The sequence below is a fragment of the Candidatus Hydrogenedentota bacterium genome, assembly GCA_012730045.1.
Lineage (GTDB): Bacteria > Hydrogenedentota > Hydrogenedentia > Hydrogenedentales > CAITNO01 > JAAYBR01.
On the sequence record JAAYBR010000070.1, the window covers coordinates 1 to 19,979 of the forward strand.

The 19,979-nt window shown below is 68.0% G+C and carries 14 protein-coding genes; 8 read left to right on the forward strand and 6 right to left on the reverse strand.

The window, feature by feature from the left end; genetic code table 11:
• The first annotated feature begins 340 nt into the window (after nt 1-340).
• The 4 genes from GXY15_07155 (at nt 341) to GXY15_07170 (ending at nt 4,738) form a co-directional block, all read left to right on the forward strand.
• A complete protein-coding gene (locus GXY15_07155) occupies nt 341-532 on the forward strand; it encodes a twin-arginine translocase TatA/TatE family subunit (protein ID NLV40990.1) in 192 nt (63 codons plus the stop codon).
• 112 nt (nt 533-644) lie between these two features.
• Entirely contained in the window at nt 645-1,868 is a 1,224-nt protein-coding gene (locus GXY15_07160) for a hypothetical protein (GenBank protein NLV40991.1), read from the forward strand.
• Between the two features lie 25 nt (nt 1,869-1,893).
• Nucleotides 1,894-3,927, forward strand: a complete 2,034-nt coding sequence (locus tag GXY15_07165; GenBank protein ID NLV40992.1) for a CBS domain-containing protein — start codon at nt 1,894-1,896, stop codon at nt 3,925-3,927.
• Nucleotide 3,928: 1 nt separating this feature from the next.
• Nucleotides 3,929-4,738, forward strand: a complete 810-nt coding sequence (locus GXY15_07170) for a hypothetical protein (GenBank protein NLV40993.1) — start codon at nt 3,929-3,931, stop codon at nt 4,736-4,738.
• A 398-nt stretch (nt 4,739-5,136) separates the two neighbouring features.
• Here the strand turns inward: GXY15_07170 and GXY15_07175 are convergent, their stop codons facing one another.
• The 6 genes from GXY15_07175 to GXY15_07200 all read right to left on the reverse strand — a co-directional run bounded on the left by GXY15_07175 (nt 5,137) and on the right by GXY15_07200 (nt 14,640).
• The gene (locus GXY15_07175) at nt 5,137-5,958 is read right to left on the reverse strand and encodes a HEAT repeat domain-containing protein (GenBank protein NLV40994.1); all 822 of its coding nucleotides are present in this window, start codon (nt 5,956-5,958) and stop codon (nt 5,137-5,139) included.
• Between the two features lie 224 nt (nt 5,959-6,182).
• Nucleotides 6,183-7,148, reverse strand: coding sequence for a HEAT repeat domain-containing protein (locus GXY15_07180; GenBank protein ID NLV40995.1), 966 nt, complete (start codon nt 7,146-7,148; stop codon nt 6,183-6,185).
• Nucleotides 7,149-7,779: 631 nt separating this feature from the next.
• Nucleotides 7,780-9,489 carry a PTS transporter subunit EIIA gene (locus GXY15_07185; protein NLV40996.1) on the reverse strand — a complete coding sequence of 570 codons (1,710 nt, stop codon included), beginning with the start codon at nt 9,487-9,489 and terminating at the stop codon, nt 7,780-7,782.
• 38 nt (nt 9,490-9,527) lie between these two features.
• The gene (locus GXY15_07190) at nt 9,528-11,414 is read right to left on the reverse strand and encodes a DUF4914 family protein (protein NLV40997.1); all 1,887 of its coding nucleotides are present in this window, start codon (nt 11,412-11,414) and stop codon (nt 9,528-9,530) included.
• Nucleotides 11,415-11,592: 178 nt separating this feature from the next.
• Nucleotides 11,593-14,133, reverse strand: coding sequence for a trypsin-like serine protease (locus GXY15_07195; protein ID NLV40998.1), 2,541 nt, complete (start codon nt 14,131-14,133; stop codon nt 11,593-11,595).
• Between the two features lie 72 nt (nt 14,134-14,205).
• Nucleotides 14,206-14,640: a cyclic nucleotide-binding domain-containing protein gene (locus GXY15_07200; GenBank protein NLV40999.1), complete on the reverse strand. Its 435-nt coding sequence runs from the start codon at nt 14,638-14,640 to the stop codon at nt 14,206-14,208.
• A gap of 301 nt (nt 14,641-14,941) precedes the next feature.
• On the opposite strand from GXY15_07200, the gene rpmJ reads away from it, so the two are divergent.
• The 4 genes from rpmJ (at nt 14,942) to cas2 (ending at nt 19,825) form a co-directional block, all read left to right on the forward strand.
• Nucleotides 14,942-15,067: a 50S ribosomal protein L36 gene (rpmJ, locus tag GXY15_07205; protein ID NLV41000.1), complete on the forward strand. Its 126-nt coding sequence runs from the start codon at nt 14,942-14,944 to the stop codon at nt 15,065-15,067.
• 278 nt (nt 15,068-15,345) lie between these two features.
• Nucleotides 15,346-18,456 (forward strand): type II CRISPR RNA-guided endonuclease Cas9, encoded by a 3,111-nt coding sequence (gene cas9 / locus GXY15_07210; protein NLV41001.1) that lies wholly within the window; start codon nt 15,346-15,348, stop codon nt 18,454-18,456.
• Nucleotides 18,449-19,345, forward strand: coding sequence for a type II CRISPR-associated endonuclease Cas1 (gene cas1 / locus GXY15_07215; protein NLV41002.1), 897 nt, complete (start codon nt 18,449-18,451; stop codon nt 19,343-19,345). Before cas9 ends, cas1 begins: the two co-directional genes overlap by 8 nt.
• A 150-nt stretch (nt 19,346-19,495) precedes the next feature.
• The gene (gene cas2, locus GXY15_07220; protein NLV41003.1) at nt 19,496-19,825 is read left to right on the forward strand and encodes a CRISPR-associated endonuclease Cas2; all 330 of its coding nucleotides are present in this window, start codon (nt 19,496-19,498) and stop codon (nt 19,823-19,825) included.
• Nucleotides 19,826-19,979 lie beyond the last annotated feature (154 nt).

Genomic DNA, 19,979 nt, shown 5'->3' on the forward strand with positions numbered 1-19,979 from the left:
CCACCGATGAACACCGATGAACACCGATAATGAAGAGAGAATGGTTTCCAGCCTCCCATACTTCCCATACTTCCCATAACTCCCATCCCCGCCTGACCCGCCACAGAGGCGGTACTTTCTTAGCAGGAAGCGGAGCGACCGAAGCAACCTCGTTCCCGGCGCGACCCCGGTCCCCACAGCGTCTTGGCCGGTAATCCGGCAAGCCGCCCCGCGCTTGTATCCGGCGGCGTCAGCGGGTATACTGTCCGGATAAACGGCGGTGTTTGGCGTTCCCCTGTGGCGGGGCGCGGCCGCCGGGTTTTCGGCGCGGGCACCTCCGCCCGCATGCAGGAGCAAGGCTATGTGGACCCCTGGCATGGGCGAATTGATTGTGATTTTCCTGATCGTGCTCGTTCTCTTCGGCGGAAGCAAGATTTCCGGCCTGGGGAAGTCGCTGGGCACGGCCATTTCCGAGTTCAAGGGCGCCCTGAACGAGCCCAAGAAAGAGGAAGAGGAGGCGAAAAAGCCCGAGGACGAGAACAAGAACGCGTAATCCGCGGGAACGCAGCCATGGCAAGACGTTCAAGCGGGCGCGGGACAGTGTTTCCGCGCCCGTTTTTCATTAAACCGGGCCGCCCGGACGGGCGGCGGGAAGGGAGTCTGAAATGACCCGGCGAGACCGCGTGATGAGCGCCCTCAACTTCCGGCCCACGGACCGCGTGCCCAAGGACCTCGGCGGCATGCCGTCCACCTGCGTGAGCTGTTTCGCCTATCCGGGGCTGGTGCGGGCGCTGGGCCTGCCGCCGCGCCGCCCCCGTGTCTATGACACGGGCCAGATGCTGGCGCTGCCGGACACGGACGTCCTCGACGCGCTGGACTGCGACGTGGTCACCCTGGCGCCGGACATGACGAACGCCTTCCCCCAGCCGGAACTCTGGAAGCCCTACGGGTTCAACGGGCGGCTGGACGCGGAGGTGCGCGACCCCGCACAGTTCCAGGACCTGCCCGACGGCACGATCCTCCAGCCGCACTCCGGCGCGAAGATGCCGCCGGCGGCGCACGTGTTCGAGACGGAGCACGCGGGCCAGCCGATGCTGCTCACGGGCGACCTGCCCAAGCCGGACCTGGACGCCCTCCGCGCGCGGCTCGCCGCCGAGGCGTTCACGCCGGCGCAGATCGCCGCCGCGCGCGAGACGGCAAAGCGCGCGCGGGAGGCCACGGACCGCGCCACGCTCTTCCTCGGCCCCGCCGCGGGCATCGGCATCGCCAATTTCGGCGGCCTCGCCCTCTTCCCCATGCTCTGCCTCACGGAGCCGGAGTTCGTGGCGGAGCTGCACGAGCTGGTCATCGCCCACGCCCTGCGGCAGGTGGAGGCGCTGCTGCCCGAAATCGCCGAATGCGTGGACGTGTACATGGTGTCGGCGGATGACTGGGGCACGCAGAACGCCCCCATCGCCGCGCCGTGGGTCTATGAGCAGCTTTTCCAGCCGTACTACCGCCGCATGAACGACCTGATCCACCAGGTTTCCCCGCGGACGAAAACCTTCCTGCACACCTGCGGTGCGGTCTACGACCTGCTGGACGCCTTTGTGGACAGCGGCTTCGACGTGGTGAACCCGGTGCAGTGGACCGCCGGCGGCCGGTCGTGGCGGGAATGGAAGGACAAGACCCGCGGCCGCCTCGCCCTTTGGGGCGGCGGTGTGAACAGCCAGGCGACCCTGCCCCTGGGCACGCCGGAGGACGTGGCGGCGGAGGTGCGGAGCGTGGTGCCCGACCTGGCCGACGGCGGCGGCTACGTCTTCTGCGCCATCCACAACATCCTCGCGGAAATCCCGCCGGAAAACATCACGGCGCTCTACCGCGCCGCCGCGGAGCTTTCCGCGGGCTGAACGTGAAAGGACACCGACCGGAGACATGCTGATCCGGCTCCGAGAGACCGTGGCGGCCTACGTCCGCCAGTCGAAGACCACCGGCCCCGTGCTGCTGGCCGTGTTTATCGGCGCCGGGTCGGGGGGCGCGGCCGTGGCGCTGCGCTGGGCGGTGGACGCCGTGCAGACGCTGTTCCAGGACGGGCTCGGCGGCGGGCTGCGGACCGCGCTGGAGGCGGTGCATCCCGTGCTGGGCGGCCTGTGGGTCATTCCGGTGATCGCCCTGGGCGGCCTCTGCGCCGGGCTGGCCGCCAAGTGGTTCGCCCCCGAAACGCGCGGGCATGGCGTGCCCGAGGTGATGGCCGCCGTCGCGCGGACCGGCGGGCGGCTGCGCGCGCGCGTGGCCGTGGTGAAACTGGCCGCCGCCGCGCTCACCATCGGCAGCGGCGGCTCGGCGGGGCGCGAGGGACCCATCGTCCACATCGGCGCGACCTGGGGCTCCGCCCTCGCGCAGTTCCTGCGCTTTCCCGACCGCATGGTCACCCTCTGCGTCGCCTGCGGCGCGGCGGGGGGCATCGCGGCCACGTTCAACGCGCCCATGGCGGGCGTGCTCTTCACGCTGGAGGTGGTGGTGCGGCGGTTCACGACGCGCTATTTCGGCCTCGTGGTCATCAGCTCCGCCGTGGCCACGGTCACCATGCGGGCCCTCTCGCGCACGGGGGACTACCCGTGGTTCCCCCTGCACCAGGGGTACCGCCTCGTCGGGATGCAGGACCTGCTCTTCTTCCTCGTGCTCGGGGCGCTGTGCGCCGTCGTGGCGCGGTCTTTCGTGCGCGCGCTGGAGGGGGTGGAGACCATTGCGGGGCGGCTGCGGATCCACGACGCGCTGAAGCCCGCCCTGGGCGGCGCGCTCACGGGCCTCTTCGCCCTGCTCACCCCCCAGATCATGGGGTCGGGCTACGGGGCCATCTCAGACGCCTTGAACAACCGCCTCGCCGGGGGGCTCCTGCTGGCGGCCGTCGTGACCAAGATTCTCGCGACGGCCCTCACCGTGGGCAGCGGCGGCGCGGGCGGCGTCTTCGTCCCCTGCCTGTTCATCGGGGCCATGTTCGGCGGCGCCTACGGCACCCTGGTCCACGAATGGTTCCCCCTGGCCACGTCGAGCCCCGGGGCCTACGCCCTCGTGGGCATGTCCGCCGTGTTCGCCGCCGGGGCCCACGCGCCCATGACGGGCATCATCATCCTCATCGAAATGACGGACAACTACCACATCGTCCTGCCGCTCATGGCGGCCACCGTGCTGTCCACCTTCATCGCCCAGCGCATGAGCCCCGATTCCCTGTACACCGGCAAGCTGCGCGCGCAGGGCATCGCCTTCCACGAGTCGCCCGAGGTCAACCTGATGGAGTCCCTCACGGTGGCGGAGGCCATGGACGAGGTGGTGGACTGCGTGTCGGAGAACACGCCGGTCGCGGAGCTGGCCGAGCGCCTGCGCCACGACCACGAGCGGGGCTACCCCGTGATAAACCTCGACGGCGACCTCACGGGCATCGTCACCATGCGCGATGTGCAGGAGGCGCTCCTCGGCGGCGACCCCGGCACCCTGCGCGTGGGCGACATCTGCACGCGCGGCGTCGTGGTCTGCCGGCCCGACGACTCCCTCGGCGCCGCCCTGTCCCAGTTCGGCATGCACGCCTTCGGGCGCATGCCCGTCATCAACCCCGACAACCCGAAGCGCCTCGTCGGCATGCTCAAACGGACCGGCATCCTTGACGCCTATCTGGAGGCCCGCCGCAACCATGAGGGCATGACCGCCCGCGAGGACACCCTCCAGTTTTCCCGCCGCGACGCCGAGATGGTGCTGGAGGAAACCCAAGTCTCCTCCGGATCCCCCCTCGAGGGCCGCGCCGTGCGCGACGCGGGCATCCCCGAGGACGCCGTGCTCGGCGCCATCCGGCGCGGTCAGGAAACCCTCACGCCGCGCGGCTCCACGGTCCTCCAGCCCGGCGACGCCCTCTTCTTCATCACCACCCGGTCCCACGCGGCGGCCGTCCGCGCCTGGATCAAGGAGGCCACCTGACATGGGCATCCCCGGCAGCGCCCTTTCCCCCGGCGAACTGAAAGGCCTGCTCGCGCTCGCCGGGCGCGCCGCGGCCGCGGCCGCCGCCCTGCTCGCGGAGCGCTGGGGGCGGTACCACACCGTCCTCGCCGAGACGGCCCACGACGTCAAGCTCCAGGACGACCGCGACGCCGAGGCGGCGGTCCTCGAAGTGCTCGCCGAGAGCGGCCTGCCCGTCCTCGCCGAGGAGAGCGGCGACGGCGGCGCCCCCATCGCCCAGGACGCGGTCCACTGGGTCGTGGACCCCCTCGACGGCACGGTCAACTACAGCCGGGGCATCGCCTACTGCTGCGTGTCCGTGGCCCTGAGCGCGGGCGGCGCGCCCGTCCTCGGCGTGGTCAACGACTTCACGCGCCGCGAGGTCTTCACCGGCGCGCCGGGGCTAGGCGCGTGGCGCGACGGCGCGCCCATGCGCGTCTCCGCCGTCACCGCGCCCGGGCGCGCCATCCTCGGCTTCGGCAACCCCGCCGGGTTCGACTACGACGACGCCCAGCTCCTCGCCCTCCACCGCACGCTCAACCGATTCCACAAGGTGCGCCAGCCCGGCGCCGCCGCCCTCATGATGGCCCACGTCGCCTGCGGACTCATGGACGCCTTCATGGAGGACGACATCTCCTACTGGGACATCGCCGCCGGCACCGCGCTCATCCGCGCCGCCGGCGGCTGGGCCGAACTCGCCCCCTCCCCCACCCACCCCTGGGCACGCCGCATCCGCGCCGCGTCCAGTTCTGAAGTGTGGGCGGCAATGGATGGATATACCCTGCGCGGATAGCAGGGGAAAGGTTTCCGGTGGCGTCGCCGCCGGAACGCCGGGAAGGGCCAAGCTGGAGCTTGGCGATCCCAGGGTGCTCGACGGGGAGGTCATCCCGGATACGATGCGCTCCAGCAACACCACGGCTTCGGCGTGTCCTTCGCCCCGAACGGACAGATAACCATTGCGTCAGCGCACCCTGGGAGCGCCAGGCTCTAGCCTGGCATGGGCACTCTCCACGGCCCGGATACAACGCGCTGACCCGAGAAAGCGGCTGGAAGCCGCTTCTACTTTGAGCCGTCCTCCCGCAGCACCGCCGCTCCCCCCTTCTCCGGCGAATGCTGCGGCACGGATGAGCAGACACAGCGGTCGCCGTAGGTGTCCGGATCAGCCAGCTTGTGCAGTTCTTAACGGACAGTCTAGTCAGGATTAGTTAGTCTATGCATTTCCGCGCGGGCCGTCAGAGCAATTATCTTCGGCGGCGGTGCAAAGGACTTGAGATCGTATTCCCCGACCGTTGGGTCGTCAAGCAGGGACTCAAGCACGGGCACGGCCTTTTGCCCGGCGGACCTGGAATACGCGCGGATCGCCACCAGACGCACATACCGGTCGGGATCGGAAAGGACCACCGGCTTGAGGGCGTCCGCCACTTCGGGGTCGCACGCGTACCCCGCCGCAATGCACAGCCATTTCCCCACCTCCGTCTCGCCCCGGCTGCGGGCCTCCTGAATGGCCGCGCGGAGCGGTGCCCAAGAGGTGTCCCCCATCTGCCCAAACGCAAGCAGATGCCCGTTGAGTGTGTAGACGCGCGGTGAAACATACGACCCCATAACCTTCGGATACTCCCCGGTGTACCGGATATCCCTGATAAACCGGGCCAGAATCGGGTCGAACCGCGTCCGCACATCGTTTTTCGCGCACAAGCCCAACAGTCGGATGATCATGCCCCCGCCGGGGTGCGTTTCCGGCCGGTTCACGGCATCCACCAGCACCCCCAGTTCCTCATCGGTCAGGGGAAAGGTGAGCGGCCCCGACAGGTCTGCCCGGTGGAGAAGTTGAAACAGGGCCGTGGTGGACACGGGCGCCTGGTCAGTGCATACAAGCCGCACCAGGGCGCGGTCCGACGCCTCCCCGGGAATCTCGCCCAAAAGGAAAGCCAGCCCCCGCCGGAATGCCGGACCCTCCGGGTTCGCAAGCCGCTCCTGAATGGCGGGCAACGCGTCCGGCCCCAAGGAAAGCAACTTCTTACGGCATTCCTCAGACCGGGCACGGGCATCCCCCGCATCCTCCTTTCCCTCCACCTGTGGGTGGAGTTCCTCAAGTTCCCGAACAAGTAGCGCCGCCTCCGGGGAAACGGCCTCCGCTGCGCCGCCCACAGAAAAGAACAATGCAAGTAACGCCGCGCAAGCAAGCAACGGAAACAGCTGACCTATTGAAGGAATCGGTACCATGAGACATTCATCTCCTACCTGCGGCCCACCGTGTCCAGCACTTCTTCAAAGTTCTCGTTGTTGACCGCCCCCTCCCCCAGTTCTTCGCGAAGGACGCGCATCAGCGTGTCGCGGGCTGTGTTCCGGATTATGAACCGTGTCGGCGGGAAGTCCGCGTGGTACTCCGTCTCCGTGGTGTCCTCCAGCAGCGGCCGGAGCACGGCCACCGCATCCACGCCCGCCGTCCAGCCATAGGCGGGTATCGCCTGGCAGCGGACATAACGGTCCGGATCATGCAGCACCACCTCCCGCAGGGCGTCGGCAACCGCCCTGTCCCTGCAAAATCCCCGGGCCATGGCAACCCATTTCGCCGCCTCCAAGTCCCCCGCACGTTCCGCGGCCGTGTGGGCCTCTCTCAGTACGGGCACAGCCCTTTCGGGCATGTGTCTGAACGCCAGGAGAAACTTGTTCAACATGTATACGCGGGGAGAAGTATAAGAGCCGCCGACCGGCGGCTGGTCGTCCGGGGCTTTCACCTCCAGCAGGAACCGTTTGAGCATTGCCCGCACGACGGGCTCCAGATCGTTTCCGTGGCAGCATGCCAGAATGCGCATGGGGTCGCCCACCCCCATCACGGGGCGGTCCCGAACCATGGCCAGCAGCGCCTCCATCTGATCCTCAGGCACGCGGAAGGCAAAAGGGCCGAACCGTTCCGTCCGCATCACAAGCTGGTCGCCCGCGGCCAGCCCCACCGTTGAATCGCCGCAGCACAGCCGAAGCAGGAAACGGTCCACCTCCTCGCCCGGTATCATGCCCAGCGCGGCAACCAGCACCTGCCGCGTTTGCGCATCCTTCTCCCCGTCAATACGCGCGGTGATTGCGGGCACCGCCTCGGCACCGCACCTCCCCAATTGTTCCCGGAGCGCCAGCACCCGGTTCCACGAGGCCTCCCGGTCGCCGGATTGCGCGGATTCATCCATGAGCGCGTGAATGGCATCCATGACGGCTTCCGCTGAGGGGGGAGGAGTCGCCGATGGAGGGGAGGGCGCCTCCGCGCGGGCCCGCAACGGCACCAGCAGGCAGCCCGCCGCGCAGAAAACCCACAATAGGAACACGCCCATTTTCCCCGCCCGCTTGTGCATGATCACGTCTTCCTTTCCCCACTGGGAGGCCGGATCTTCTTGCCGCCGGTTTCCAATCTAGCACAAGCCCTCTGTTTTGTCAAAGGGGGCGAGACGAGAAAGGGCGCGCCGGCCGGCTGCATGTGTTCCCGCGACCGCGCTGGTGACACGCGCCGGAATGCCAGGCTGGAGCCTGGCGCTCCCAGGGGGCGCGAGGGGGAGGTCATCCCGGAAGCGACACGTCCCAGCAACTCCACGGCTTCGGCGTGTCCCTTACCCCGAAAGGACAGATACCCGCCGGTCAGCGCACCCTGCCCCCCTCAGCGCACGGATAGCCGCCGGTCAGCGCACCCTGGAATCGCCAGGCTTCCCCCTGGCACGGGTACTCTCCACGGCCAAGAAGAAACGCGTTGACCCAAGAACACGCCTGGAGAGGAAAGACAAGGACGCCGGGACGGCGGCGCCACGGGCGCTGACCCCAAGAACACGCCGAGAAGGCGGCATGTCCACCCTACGGGAACGCGGCCTCCTCGTCGCGGTCGTCGAGGAAGTAGTTGTAGGGACGGGCCTCCTGGCTTTGGAGGGCCTCGGCGACGTCGTAGGGGCTGAGGGCGGACAGCAGCCGGTCGTGCATGGTGTTGTCGGAGACCATGCGGGCGAGGCTGGACATGACCTCGAGGTGGCGGTCGGCCATGCCGGGCGGCGTGACGAGGAGCACGAGCACGCGGACGGGCTCTCCGCCGTCGTCGAAGGGGACGCCGTTGCGGCTGACGGCGAGGACGCCGGAGACGCGGCGGCCGCGCTTGAGGGTGCCGTGGGGCACGGCGACGCCGCGGCCGATGTTGGTGGAGGATTCGGCCTCGCGCCGCAGGACGCTTTCCTCCAGCGCGGCGCGGTCGGCGGCGGACAGATGGTGCGTGAAGGCGTAGCGCTCAACGAGGCTGCGGAGGGCCCCGTCGCGGGTGTCGGCCTCGAAGGGCACGGCGATGTGCTCCTCCTGGAGGAAGTCCATGATGCGGCGGCGGTCGCGGCCGGCCTCGCCGGAGCGGCGGATCGCATGCCAGGTGAACAGGGGGCCGAGAAGCTCGTTGACCGTGATGGCGCCGAGGAGCATGGTGCCGATGACGGAGACGGTGTGGGCGGGGATGTTGGGGTTGGCCTCAAGGAGGACGACGAGGCCGATGGCGATGCCGGTCTGGGGGGCGAGGGCGAGGCCGATCTGGTGGTTCATGCGCGCGGGCATGCGGGCCACCCAGCCGCCGGCGAGGGCGCCAAGGTATTTGCCCGCGAAGCGGGCCACCAGGAAAACCACGCAGAGGATGCCGGCCTCGGCGACGGCGTCGAGGTGGAGCGAGGCGCCGGCGGCGGTGAAGAAGCCGACGTAGAGCAGGGGCTCCAGGGGCTCGAGGGCTTCGGCGTGGCGGGAGCCGCTTTCGGAGGCGTTGGTGAGGAAGACGCCGTAGAACATGCAGGACAGGAGGAAGTTGACGCCGAGGAAATCGGAGATGCCCACGGTGAACAGGACCATGACCAGAACGAGGCTGAAGCGGTGGAACCGCGCGCGGTGGATGAGGTAGCCCGTGGCGCGGCCCATGACCAGGCCCAGGGCGAGGGAGAGCAGCACCTGCGCCCCGGCGCGCAGGACAATCCACAGCGGTCCGAGGCGGTGCCCCTCGCCGGTGTAGGCGTAGTCCATGAGGCGGTAGGCCAGGGCGAACACGAGCATGCACAGGAGGATGTCCACGGCGACGACGGAAAGAAGGGTCTTGACGAAGAGCCCCCTGGCGCGCATCTCGCGGACGAGGGTGATGGTGGTGGCGGGCGAGGTGGCCACGGAGATGGCGCCGAGCACGAGGGCCGTGGGCCAGTCCACGCCGACCCACCGCGCGGCGAGGGTCACCAGCGCCATGCAGGCGGCGGACTCGCCCAGCGCCACGGCGCCCACGCGGCCCAGGGCGTTGTGGAGCCGCCGGTAGCACAGGTGGCTGCCCGCGGACACGGCCAGCACCCCGAGGGCGACCTCCGTGACGGGCTTGAGGCTCGCGGCGATGTTCACCTCGCCGAAGAGGTTGAGCGCCGCCGGGCCGATGAGCAGCCCCGCGGCCATGTAGCCGAGTTCCTGGGGCAGGCGGACCAGGCGCGCCAGCCAGCCGCCCAGCATGCCGGCGATGAGCACCGCCGACAGGAAGAACAGGGCGTTCTGTTCGCCTTCAAAAACCATGCGTCTTTCCGCGCGGGCCGGGCCGCGCGCCGGGGGCGTCAGCCGCGGTCCGGCGCCAGGTACGAGGTCGCGATGAGCGACTGGTAGTCGTCCACCTGCCCGTGGTCCAGGCAGCACTCGATGATGGTGCGGCCGAGGGGGTGCAGGTCGTCGTGCAGGAACTCGCGCAGGTGCTTGTGAAAGAACTCCGTGAGAACCTCCGCGCCCTCGTCGTAGGCCTCGTCGCCCACCTCGGGCTGCGTGTTCACCTGGAGCAGCCACCGGGGCAGGGCGTTGCCCTCCACCGTCAGGTGGTGCAGGGCGTGGCCCAGCAGGGCGCAGCGCGCCGGGCGTATCTGGTCGGGTCTGAACTTGGCCACGCCGCGGCGGGCCAGGTACTCGCGGGTGATCCACTGGGGCATGAACCCCATCTCCCACGCGCCCACGTGCTGGTTCGGCGTGAGGATGTGCACCACCTTGGGCGTGGCGACGATCTGGTTCAGCAGCAGGTTCGCGTGGTCCACCCTGCGCCCCGTGGCGAAGGGCCAGTAGGAGCCCACGCCCTCGCTGGTCATGCCCTCGGTGTCCGTGATGCTGGGGTTGGCGAAGCCGCGCGGCGCCACGAGCCGCCACAGCCACGACAGCGCCGGGGGCAGCAGGTGGAAGAGGCCGATGATGCCGTAGGTGGGGCGCTCGGCGGTGCAGGGGGGCGTGCGCACGCCCAGGCTCCGCACGTCCACGGCCACCGGGGTGTCCATGATGCCGGGAAAGCTGCGCCGCGGCACGATGACGCGCGGGTTGGGGCAGGGCTTTCCGGGGCTGTCCTCGATGTGCTCCCAGATCAGGGCGCGGCTCCGGGGCACCGCGTCCACGTTGAGGAACAGCAGCGGCTCCGGCGGCTCCGCTGTCAGGCGCTCGAAATGCGGGTCCGTGGCGTAGTGGGTGATGTGGTTCACCCGGACGAACCACGCGTTCTCCGCGTCGGCCACCGTCAGCTTGCCGTCGCCGCGCTGGAGCGAGGGGTGGCACAGGGCCATGTCGTCCGTGACGGGGCGCAGCTCGCAGCCCCGGGGAATCTCAATGAAGCGGCGCTCGCCCGTGACGGTGTTCGTCCCCAGCGGCAGGCGGCCGTCGGCCTCGCGGTGGGCGACCTCGAGCATCTCCGACTTGCCGCCGCCGCTGGCGCCCTCGTGCATGATGGTCAGGGTGTTGTCGTAGGGCGTGACCACCTGCACGGTGGAGCAGTGGGCCGTGACCCAGCCCTCGCGCTCGCCGAGGGCGAGCAGGCCGCCGTAGACGCCCTTCTTCGCGCTGGGGCCGGGGTACAGGTTGTAGGCGTATATCTCGTGGAGGTCGCCGGAGCGCTTGTGCACCACCACCTGGCGGCCGTCGAAATGGGTGTGGCGGAACGGCGGCGCGACATAGATGACCAGCTTCGGGGAGAAGCGCTTGGGCAGCGCGTCCAGCGGCAGGATGCCCTGGAGCAGCGCCAGGCCGAAGGCGAAGAATCCCGCGTTGGCCGGGGCGATCACCAGGGCGTCCGCCCCCATCTTGCGCTGGCCGGCCACGAACCCGAACACGGCCAGCTCGCGCCCCTTGAGCCAGTCCAGGGTGGCGGCGCGCAGCTCCTCAAAATCCTTCCCGAAGTGCTCCCGGTAGGTCGGCTTGTCCGACGGCTCGTCGTCCCCGATGAACATGCAGTCCGGGTCGCGCCGGCGCATGTAGGCGTCGGGGTAGTTCGCGCAGACCCCGTTGCGCACGCGGGCGACCCGGGCCTCCACGACATAGCCCTGTCCGGGCACGTCATACCCGACCTCGAAGGCGTCGCTGCCGGGGCCGCCGCAGGCCAGGTCTATGAGTTCGCCGCTGTGCTGGGCGACGATCACGTTCGGGCTCGCCTCCAGGACGGCCCGGGCATCGGCGGGCGGGTTCAGTTTCTGCCACATGGTACAGCTGCTCCTGTTCGTGCATCGCTTCATTTGGAGAAAGAACCCGCTCCCGCCCTGGAATCTTCCCCGTTCCCGGGGGACTCCGGCCCTCCGGGGGGGCAGTGGGTTCCTGTTGGAGCGTTAGTATATGCCAAGCACCCCCCTGGGTTCCCGGCGCACGCGGTGTCCGGAGCGGTCAGGGGTCGAACTTCGGGCGGAAGCCGTCCTCGGCGTAGGGGTCGCGGTAGTACCCCCGGGCGTTGTAGAACTGGACCACCCGGAGCAGCTCCGAGAGGCTGACGGTCCAGTCTGCGGGCGCGTAGTCCGCGTCGTGGAAGGCGCACTCCGTGCCGCCGCCCGGGCCCGGCTGGAACCCGTCCTCGGTGCCCGAGGCGCAGGAGAGGCCGCCGGAGTTGTAGAACTGCACGATGCGCAGCAGCTCGCCCACGGCGACAAGGCCGTCCTGGTTGGTGTCCGCCGTGTGGGGCTCGGCATACTCCGGGTCCAGGGCGCCGCAGGAGGGCTTCCCGGCGAGGTTGGAGGGCTCGAAGCCCGCCGGGACGCCGCCCCCGCGGGAGAGGCCCGCCACGGCGTCCGCGGCGAAGAGGTTGAGCCAGGTGATGCGGATCACGCCGTCAAACATCATTTCGACCTGGAAACTGTGGGAGTTTTCCGGCGGGTACAGCAGGGAGGAGTCGTAGGCGGGCACGTCCTCCCAGGTGACGGCCACGCGGTCCGCCAGCTGCGCCCAGCTCACGCGGCCGCGTTTCAGCGGGTTGAGGTCGGCCAGGAAGGGCGAGATCCGGGAAAACGTGAAATGTGCGGACAGGCTGGCTTTCCAGGAAAAGTCCCCGTTCCCGAAAGTGATATACCCGTTGCTCCCGATGAAGAAGCAGGTGTGGCTCGTCCCGAAGAAGGGAACCGCCGCGCCGCCCGCGAGGTCAACCTGCACAAAAGCGTCATCGGCGAGCGCGACCGCCGTCGCGGACGAGGGATCCGTGCCGAAATGGGCCGCGGGTTCCAGGCACGCCTTGTAGCCGTCCGGGTTGTCGTCGGGGAACAGCGTGAGCATGCGCCCGGCGAGGTCCACGGCGTTCGCCGAGTCAAACACCTCCGTCAGATAGTCGGGGATGAACAGGGTGGTGAAGGTGTGGCACGCGCCGCCGTTGTCGGAGGTGCCGGTGTTGCCCGCGATGTCCGTGGCGGACAGGGCGAAGAAGTATTCCGTCTCCGGGGTCAGGAAATTGAGCGTGATCTCGTGGGCCGTGCCCTGGGGGCCGGATTCCGCGCCGGCAAGATCCGCGCACGAGGTGCCATACAGAACCAGGGGCGTGGCGGCCTTGTCCGTGGTGAAGCGGATCGTCGCCTGGGTGCCGCCGATATACGGCACGCTGATGCCGGAAATGACCGGGGGCAGGCAGTCCACCGCCGCGCCCGCCGTCACCTCCACGTCCACGTTGCCCGCCCCGTCATCCGCGTCCACATACAGGGCCTCGAGCAGCTCGCCGTGCGCCGCCTGCAGCGTGCCGTCGCCCGGCACCGGGGCGCCGGGGGCCAGCGGGAGGGTTCCCGAAAACTCGCCGCCCGCGCCGGGGATCTCCTCCAGCGCGACAGTCTCCAAGTCCCCCCCGGTCGCGGCCAGCGAAACCGCCACCAGGCCCATGCCCGCCAGGTCGCCGTCTTCAAGATTCACCGACACCGTGTCCTCGCAGCCGAAATACGGGCGGGAAAAGGAGACGCTGCCCGCAGAACTGACCAGCGCGGGGATCGCCGCGGCGGCGACGGCGATCTTTGTGCAGTCCTCGCCGCGCCCGCCGGTGTCGGTGAGGATGTTGCTGTAAAAGCAGCCATCCGCCGTGTTGAACAGGAAATCCGTGGCGCCCCGGACCAGAATACCCTCCAGCACCCCCGTGTCCTGGTTGAGCACCGGCGAGCCGGAATTGCCGCCATAGGTGTCCAGGTTGGCCACGAAGAAAGTGGGCTGGAGGGAGCGCACCGCCGTGGCCGGGCCGAAGGCGATCTTCATGGGCAGGCCCGCCGGGTGGCCGATGACGCCCACCCGCTCACCCACGGTGATTTCGCCGCTTCGGCGGATGCCGAAGGACCGCGCCCCCGGCGCGGTGACCGCGCGGTCCACACGGACGATCTGGTGGTCGTTGTTCCCCGACGCCGCGTGGGACACCTGCTCCACAAAGCGGTAGACCCGGTCGGCATCGAAGGCGAGCCGGGGCGTCGCCGCGTCCAGCATCTCCCACCCGAAGACAAAGCAGGTCTCCGTGCTCATGCCGCAGTGGCCCGCCGTGGCGATGAGGTCGGGCCCCACGAGAAAACCGGTGCAGAAGGCTGCCGTCGGCTGGTCGCCGAAAGGCTCCTCCGGGCAGGCGGGGTAGCCGCCGCGAATGTAGGCCGAAGGGGTGAGGACATAACTGCCGTCCGGCTGGACCGAAAGTTTGTTGCTGTAGATGAGCGCGCAGGTGGACGCCGCCCAGGTCCGGATCAGCGGGTCACTCTCCTGGTAGACGTCCATCCGGTCGTCCGTGCCGTAGACGACCTTCGGCTGCGGCCGGGGCGGCGAGGGCGCCCACGGCACATCGCTGATTTCCGTGTCGGTCGGCTTCTCCCCGGGGAGTTCCTGCGCTCCGGCCGCAGACAGAAACAGGACGGCCGCCAGCACCATCGCCGCAAGACGCCAAGGCGCGGCCGAAACGCCGCCCTGATAGTGGATTCCGCGCAACATTGCTTCTGTCAACTCCTTGCGGCCGCCCGGGCCGTTCCTCCCCCTCCCAAAAAGTCTACCATATCGCGGCGGTCACGCCAGCGACTCGATGTTCTTCCTCTTGAGGCGCACGCTGAGCGTGCGGATGATGTTCAGCAGGATCTGGATGGCCACCCGCTTCGACAGCAGGTTCTGGAACGTGCTCTCCGTCAGCACGAACAGCACGCTGTCCGCCTCCGCCTTCACCGTGGCCGAGCGCGGCTCCCGGTTCACCAGCGCCATTTCCCCGAACATTTCCCCGGGGGCCAGAACGGCGATGCGGTCCTCCCCGTTGTAGACCCCCATTTTCCCCACCAGCACCACGTACATCTGGCTGCCCGTCGTGCCCTTGAAAAAGATCACCTCGTCCTTCAGCGCCCGGACGGTCATCCCCTTGGAGAAGATCTTTCCCACATCGTCCCGGTCCAGCCCGTGGAACAAATCCACCCGTTTCACCAGCAAATCCAGTTTTTCAGGTTCAAGACTCATCACGCGGTCCTCCCGGGCCGTCGGTCGGCCCGCTTTTCACATTAGTATAACATTCCCCCGGTCGGAGGGCGTGCCCGAATTCCCGAAATCCGGCTCGCGCCCCCCTGGGACCGCCTGGCTCCAGCCTGGCACCGCGCGCCCCATGCGCGCGTCCTTATAGCCCCCCTCTCTCCCCCGGACCTTTGCACTTACCGCATGAACTCACGGGCCTTCCTTGGCCAGCGGGCGGTTTGACGCGGGCCGCCGGCATGGTGTATACTCCGCTCTCCCTAAGGAACCTTTTTCGAGAGGAGTATTCCCCATGAAAGTGCTGAGTTCGCTGAAATGCGCCAAGACGCGCCACCCCGGATGCAAAGTCGTGCGCCGCAAGGGCCGCGTCTACGTCATCAACAAACTGGCCCCCCGCTTCAAGGCGCGCCAGGGCTGACGCCCGTCCAAAGCGCCAATCACGTCTATTTCACCGCCGCGGCCTTCCCCAAGGCCGCGGCGGTCTTGTGCTTTCCCGGCAACGGCGGGCCGACAAAAAAATGCCCCCAAACCTTTCGGCAGGGGGCGATAGGGGCGGCTCAACGCCGGAGCCCTCCGTGGTGAAACCCTTACTATGATTAGCAGAGAATCACCGCTCAGGTATACTATGTTGTATACTATACAGCACTTGTCTTTCGTTGTCAAGGGAAACAGCAGTTCAAAAAGGAGGGCGCAGGCATGGGCGGTGTCACAGAGAAGACCGTTCTTGGGCTGGACTTGGGGGCCAATTCGGTGGGGTGGGCGCTGGTGGGGTATGAGGATGGGGAACCGGCGCAGATCGTGGACATGGGGGTCCGCATCTTTGAGGCGGGCACGGACGGCGACATCGCCAGCGGGCGCGACGAGTCGCGGGCGGTGGAGCGGCGCGGGGCGCGCATGCGGCGGCGGCAGACCAAGCGCCAGTCCACACGCATGACGGAGCTGGCCCGCACCCTTCAGCGGTTCGGGCTCCTCCCGCCGGGAGAGCTGCGAAAGGGCGCCGACCGCCACGCCTTCTTTCTGGACCTGGACAACCGCCTGCGCGCCGCCTTCGCCGCGCAGGGGTTTGCCGTGGACCAGAGCGACGGGCTCCGCGAGTTCCCCTATTTTCTCCGGGCGCGCGCGCTCGACGCGCCCCTGGAGCCGCACGCCCTGGGGCGCGCCCTGTATCACCTCGCCATCCGGCGCGGCTTCCAGAGCAACCGCAAGAGCGACAAGGAGGAGAAGGAGCTGGGCATCGTCAAAGCATCCATCTCCCATCTGGAGCAGTCCATGCGCGACACCGGCGCGCGCACGCTGGGCGAATACTTTCACCAGATTGACCCGTCGCTGGAGCGCATCCGCAAACGCTGGACGGCGCGGACCATGTACGAGGACGAGTTTAAGCAGATTCTCGACGCGCAGGCGCGGATGGACGCCCTGACCCTGTCCCCCGAGGACCTCAAGACCCTTGAGTACCGCATCTTCTACCAGCGCCCCCTCAAGAGCCAGAAGGGGCTGGTGGGCCGATGCGAACTTGAATCCAACAAACGCCGCGCGCCGGTGGCCCTGTTTTCGGCGCAGCGCTTCCGCATCCTGCAAAAGGTGAACGACCTGCGCCTGCACTATCTCGACGGCACCGAACGCGGCCTGACGGAGGAGGAGAAAAAGACGCTGGCGGCGTTCATGGATGTCCATGACGAAGTGTCCTTCCCCGGTATGCGCAAGGCCCTCAAACTGCCCAAGAACGTGGACTTCAATCTGGAGCGCGGCGGGGAAAAGAAGCTCAAGGGCAACGTGACCAATGCCCGGCTGCTCAAGGTCTTCGGCGACCGCTGGAACACCCTGGGCGATGCGGAGAAGCAGGCGATTGTCGGCGAGATTCTTGGCATTGAGGACTTCATGACGCTGGCCCGCCGCGGGCTGGCGTGGGGGTTGGGCGCGGCCGAGGTCGAGGCCTTTGCCAAGATCCACCTGGAGCAGGGCTACAGCGCCCTGTCCCGTGAGGCGCTCAAGAAACTGCTCCCCCTCATGGAGGAGGGCGTTCCCTTCAAGACGGCGGAGGACCGCGTCTACGGCAACCGCCTGCTCGGGAAAGAGGCCCGGTCCAAGCTCGACCCCGTGGTGGTCGCCCTTCCCTCCATCCGCAACCCCGTGGTCATGCGCACCCTCACCGAAATGCGCAAGGTGGTCAACGCCATCATCGCCAAGCACGGCAAGCCCGACGAGATTCACCTGGAGCTGGCCCGTGACCTCAAGAAGACCCGCGAGGCGCGCGCCCGCCATTCCCGGGACATCCGGGGCCGCGAGCAGACCCGAACCGACGCCCGGGAAAGCATCCAGACAAAGCTCGGCCAGCAAAAAATCTCCCGGCAGGACATCGAGAAGGTTCTCCTCGCCGAAGAGTGCGGCTGGGTCTGCCCCTACACGGGCCACTCCATCAACATGTCCAACCTGCTCGGCGAGCACCCCCAGTTCGACATCGAGCACATCATCCCCTTCTCCCGGTGCCTCGACGACTCGTTCATGAACAAGACCCTTTGCTACCACGAGGAAAACCGCCTGCGCAAGGGAAACAGCACCCCATGGGAGGCCTACGGCGGCGATGAAAAGCGCTGGGAGGAGATCATCGCGCGCGTTGAGCGGTTCAGCGGCGACGCCAGACGCCGCAAACTGGAGCGCTTCCAGTCGCGGGACATCGAGGACTACGAGGGGTTCGCCGCCCAGCAGCTTAACGACACCCGCTACGCCTCCAAGCTCGCCGCCCGCTATGCCGGCATGCTCTACGGGCAGGACGCCCTGAAACAGGTCCAGACCAATTCCGGCCAGATCACCGCCCTCCTGCGCGACGCCCTCCACATCAACGGACTCCTCGGCGGCGGTGACAAGAAAACCCGCGACGACCACCGCCACCACGCCGTGGACGCCCTCGTCATCGCCCTCACCAACCGCGCCGCCGTCAAGCGGCTCAGCGACGCCGCCAAGCGGCAGAAGCTGGAGAAGGGACGCATACAGGGCTTCCTCAAGAACGCCCTGCTTCCCTGGGACACGTTCCCCGCGGACGCCCAGTCCGCCGTGGACAGCATCATCATCTCCCACCGCGTCAACCACAAGGTGCAGGGACGCCTCCACGAGGACACCTTCTACAGCGCCCCCCGCAAGGACGAGAACGGCAGGCTCTACCATGTCGTCCGCAAGCCCCTCGACGGCAACTTCAAGCCCTCCGACGTGCAGGGCATCGAGGACCCCGCCGTCCGCGAGGCCGTCCGCGCCCACCTCGCCGCCCACGGCAACGACCCCAAGAAGGCCTTCGCCGACCCCGCCAACGCCCCCCGCCTCCCCGGCGCCAACGGGCCCGTCCCCATCCACCGCGCGCGCATCCGCCGCGCCTGCACCACCTTCCAGATCGGCGGCAACGACTACGCCCGCTTCGTCACCGCCGACTCCAACCACCACATGGAAATCGTCGAGGAGACCCGCAACGGCAAGACCCGATGGACCGGCGTCATGGTGGACCGCCTCCAGGCCGTCTCCCGAAAGAAGCGCGGCGAGGATGTTGTCCAGAAGGACCACGGGGAAGGAAAGAAACTGGTGTGCACAATCACGTCGGGGGACACCTTCTTCCTAAGCAGCGATAACCGCTATTACATTGCACGAACAATATGGGGGCAAAACGTGGAGTTCGTCAGCGTATTTGAGGCAAGGAAGAAGGCCGACATAAAGGCATCTCCAGGAAACTGGAATGTGCGGTCGGTCAACGTGCTTCGCGACCTCGGCTTCGTGAAAGTGACCGTGTCCCCCATAGGCGAGGCCACACCGTGCCATGACTGACCGGATCATAGACCTGTCGCGCGACCCGGCGCGGCTGTCCGTCCGCACGGGCCTGCTGGTGATTGAGCGCAGGGAGCAGCCGGAGATCACGGTGCCCTTCGACGACGTGGCGGTGCTCATCGGCACACACCGGCAGCTCAGTTTCACGCAGACGGTCTTTTCGGAGCTCATGGAGGCGGGCGGGGTCTTCGTGGCCTGCGACCATCGGGGCATGCCCGCCGGGCTCATGCTGCCCATGGAGGGCAACCATGTGCAGGCCGAGCACTTCGCCGCCCAGGCCGCCGCCCCCCTCCCCACGCGCAAGCGCCTCTGGCAGGGCGTCGTGCGCGCCAAGGTCACCGGCCAGGCCCGCGCCCTGCGCGCCCTCCACGGCGACGACTTCGGCCTCATGACCCTCGCGCGGCAGGTCGGCTCCGGCGACCCGCGCAATGTGGAGGGCCAGGCCGCCCGCCGCTACTGGACCAAACTCTTCGCCGACGAGCCGAGATTCGTCCGCGACCGCGACAAGCCCGGACGCAACACCCTGCTCAACTACGGCTACGCCGTCCTGCGCGGCATCGCCGCGCGCGCCGTCTGCGGCGCCGGACTCCACCCCTCCTTTGGCATCCACCACCACAACCGCTACGACGCCTTTCTCCTCGCCGACGACCTCATGGAGCCCTTCCGCCCCCTGGTGGACCTCGCCGTGGTCGCCCTCACCGCGCCGCCCCTCCACCAGCGGGAACTCGACCCCGAAACCAAGCGCGCCCTCATCGCCGCCCTCCTGGAACCCGTGGAGTTTCAGGGGGAGCAGCGCTCCCTCTTCGACGCCCTCGCCCGCATGGCCGCCTCCATCGCAAAAGTCTACCTCGGCCTGCGCAAAGGAATGGACCTGCCCGAATGGTCATGAACACCGCCAACCCCCGGGAAGGCTGGCCTTTCTTGGGTCCCCCCTTCAGGGGGGTGGACGCGTCTCCGCGGACGGGGGATGTTCTTAAGTCTTTCTTGGATGCCCCGCACGAACCAACCATGAAGGAACAACCGCGTGGCCGAGTCGAGACTGGCCCTGTCGGAGTACAAAGGCGTGTGGCTCTTCGTCCTCTTTGATCTCCCCGTGCTCACGCCGGAGGACAAGCGGAACTACGTCCACTTCCGCAACCACCTCCTCCGCGACGGCTTCAACATGCTCCAGTTCAGCGTCTATGCCCGCTACTGCCCCAGCGAGGACGCCAGCGACGTCCACCGAAAGCGCGCACGAACCGCCATCCCCCCAGGGGGACAAGTCCGCATCGTCGGAATCACCGACAAACAGTTCGCCAAAATGGAGAACTACCTCGGCAGAAAACGCGCCCGAACCGAGGAACCGCCCGACCAGCTCCTCCTTTTGTAGCGACCGATTTCGCCCTAACCCCGCCGCTAACAGCGGCTTCTATCAGAGATAGTATACCTGAGCGGGGATTCTCGGCCAACCACAGCAATCCCCGGCATTCCGTCAAGGGCCAGCATAGTATACCTGAGCGGGGATTCTCGGCCAACCACAGCCA

Bases quoted from the DNA above. Each gene is read 5' to 3' on its own strand.
- GXY15_07155 (NLV40990.1), top strand. From the start codon at position 341: ATGTGGACCCCTGGCATGGGCGAATTGATTGTGATTTTCCTGATCGTG.
- GXY15_07180 (NLV40995.1), bottom strand. From the start codon at position 7,148: ATGGATGCCATTCACGCGCTCATGGATGAATCCGCGCAATCCGGCGAC.
- GXY15_07190 (NLV40997.1), bottom strand. From the start codon at position 11,414: ATGTGGCAGAAACTGAACCCGCCCGCCGATGCCCGGGCCGTCCTGGAG.
- GXY15_07160 (NLV40991.1), top strand. From the start codon at position 645: ATGACCCGGCGAGACCGCGTGATGAGCGCCCTCAACTTCCGGCCCACG.
- GXY15_07200 (NLV40999.1), bottom strand. From the start codon at position 14,640: ATGAGTCTTGAACCTGAAAAACTGGATTTGCTGGTGAAACGGGTGGAT.
- cas9 (NLV41001.1), top strand. From the start codon at position 15,346: ATGGGCGGTGTCACAGAGAAGACCGTTCTTGGGCTGGACTTGGGGGCC.
- GXY15_07185 (NLV40996.1), bottom strand. From the start codon at position 9,489: ATGGTTTTTGAAGGCGAACAGAACGCCCTGTTCTTCCTGTCGGCGGTG.
- GXY15_07170 (NLV40993.1), top strand. From the start codon at position 3,929: ATGGGCATCCCCGGCAGCGCCCTTTCCCCCGGCGAACTGAAAGGCCTG.
- cas1 (NLV41002.1), top strand. From the start codon at position 18,449: ATGACTGACCGGATCATAGACCTGTCGCGCGACCCGGCGCGGCTGTCC.
- GXY15_07195 (NLV40998.1), bottom strand. From the start codon at position 14,133: ATGTTGCGCGGAATCCACTATCAGGGCGGCGTTTCGGCCGCGCCTTGG.
- GXY15_07165 (NLV40992.1), top strand. From the start codon at position 1,894: ATGCTGATCCGGCTCCGAGAGACCGTGGCGGCCTACGTCCGCCAGTCG.
- rpmJ (NLV41000.1), top strand. From the start codon at position 14,942: ATGAAAGTGCTGAGTTCGCTGAAATGCGCCAAGACGCGCCACCCCGGA.